The sequence below is a fragment of the Faecalicatena contorta genome, from assembly GCF_003149105.1.
Taxonomy (GTDB): Bacteria; Bacillota; Clostridia; order Lachnospirales; family Lachnospiraceae; genus Muricomes; species Muricomes contortus_C.
The window spans coordinates 42,765-44,389 of the sequence record NZ_QGDS01000003.1 but is presented as its reverse complement, the minus strand read 5'-3'; the positions used below and the strand labels follow the sequence as shown (position 1 = coordinate 44,389).

The 1,625-nt window shown below is 46.7% G+C and carries 2 protein-coding genes; both read left to right on the top strand.

Annotated elements, in window-relative coordinates; all coding sequences use genetic code 11:
* Nucleotides 1-732 (top strand): exosporium glycoprotein BclB-related protein (locus tag A8805_RS22490; RefSeq protein ID WP_278321223.1); only part of this gene is annotated, 732 nt, incomplete at its 5' end.
* Between the two features lie 312 nt (nt 733-1,044).
* A partial coding sequence (locus tag A8805_RS22485) for a hypothetical protein (protein ID WP_330405760.1) occupies nt 1,045-1,625 on the top strand: 581 nt, incomplete at its 3' end.

Sequence of the window (1,625 nt, the reverse complement as noted above, 5' to 3'; positions counted from 1 at the left end):
GACGGAGCAACCGGCCCAACGGGAGCAACAGGAGCAGACGGAGCAACCGGCCCGACGGGAGCAGACGGAGCAACTGGCCCAACCGGTCCAACGGGAGCAACAGGAGCCGATGGAGCAACCGGTCCAACGGGAGCAACAGGAGCCGATGGAGCAACCGGGGCAACAGGAGCAACCGGCCCAACGGGAGCAACCGGGGTAACAGGAGCAACCGGTGCAGGAGCAATTATCCCATTTGCTTCCGGTTTACCCATTGCACCTACCTCTGTTGCACTGGGGCTTGCTGGTTTACCTGGCATTGTCGCTTTTGGCAACAGTACTACCCTGCCAACCGTTCTGGGAGCTACGATTGATCTGACCGGCGCGGCTGGATTACTGGCAAATATGGCGTTTTCTGTACCAAGAGATGGAACAATTACAGACATCGCGGCATATTTCAGTGTTGTATTGGGACTCAGCTTAGTGGGGACAGATCTGACCGTTAGCGCCCAGCTTTACGAATCAACTACCCCTGACAATATTTTTTCACCTGTCGCAGGAACTGAAGTCACCCTCGCACCAGATTTTACTGGAATCATCAATATTGGAGATATCGCCTCTGGAACTCTCACTGGCTTAAATATTCCGGTAACGGCAGGAACAAGACTTCTGCTGGTATTTACTTTGACTGCTGAGGGACTTTCACTCCTCAATACACTTACAGGTTACGCCAGTGCGGGAATCAACATTGTTTAATTAAAAACACTTCTGCAAAATTATGTAGGGCTGTTTTGGCAGTGAGTAAGAACCCTCCACTTAGTGGGGGGTTCTTATGGTATAAAGATATTAATACTTACTCTTTGCATGGATACTTAGAAATAAGAGCAACTCAGAGGGTATTCCGATTCTTTGTTTATACTTATGCTATGTATATTCCCAGTCTATATAAAGCTTTTTTGGTGCGGATAAATTTTATTTTAATCTTGAAGGTTCCTAATCCGTTATAAACACATACAATAAATAGGGCAGTAATTGTCAATTACAGTTATAAATGAAGGAGGAAATAATATGGGACAAAATGCTCTCCAAATAACATTGAATTCATCCACTCCAATAGACTCAGGAGCAAAAGTGTTTTTTAATACAACAGCATACATTTCTGGAAATATTGATTATAGCAGCATTACAGGTGAAATTACTATATTTGAGACAGGAAGATATATTATAAATTGGTGGATAGCAACACAATCTTCCGTATCTACAGTCGGTACAGTTTTTGCACTGTCCCCTTCACAAGGTAATTTATTAGAGGGGAATTCCCCGTTAAAAACCGGGGAAGTGTATGGCATAGGCATCATTGATGTGTCAAGTGTTCCGTTCACATTATCATTGGTGAATATCAGCACGGGAACTATATATCTAGCAAGTCAGGTTCCCTTGCAGGGAACTTTAGTAGTTATACAAGACAATTTAAATGGTGGAACAGGCCCCACGGGACCGACAGGCCCCACAGGACCGACAGGCCCCACAGGAGCAGATGGCCCGACTGGCCCTACTGGCCCTACTGGCGCGACCGGAGCAGACGGTGCAACTGGGGCAGACGGAGCAACGGGTGCAACAGGAGCAGACGGAGCAACTGGTCCTACTGG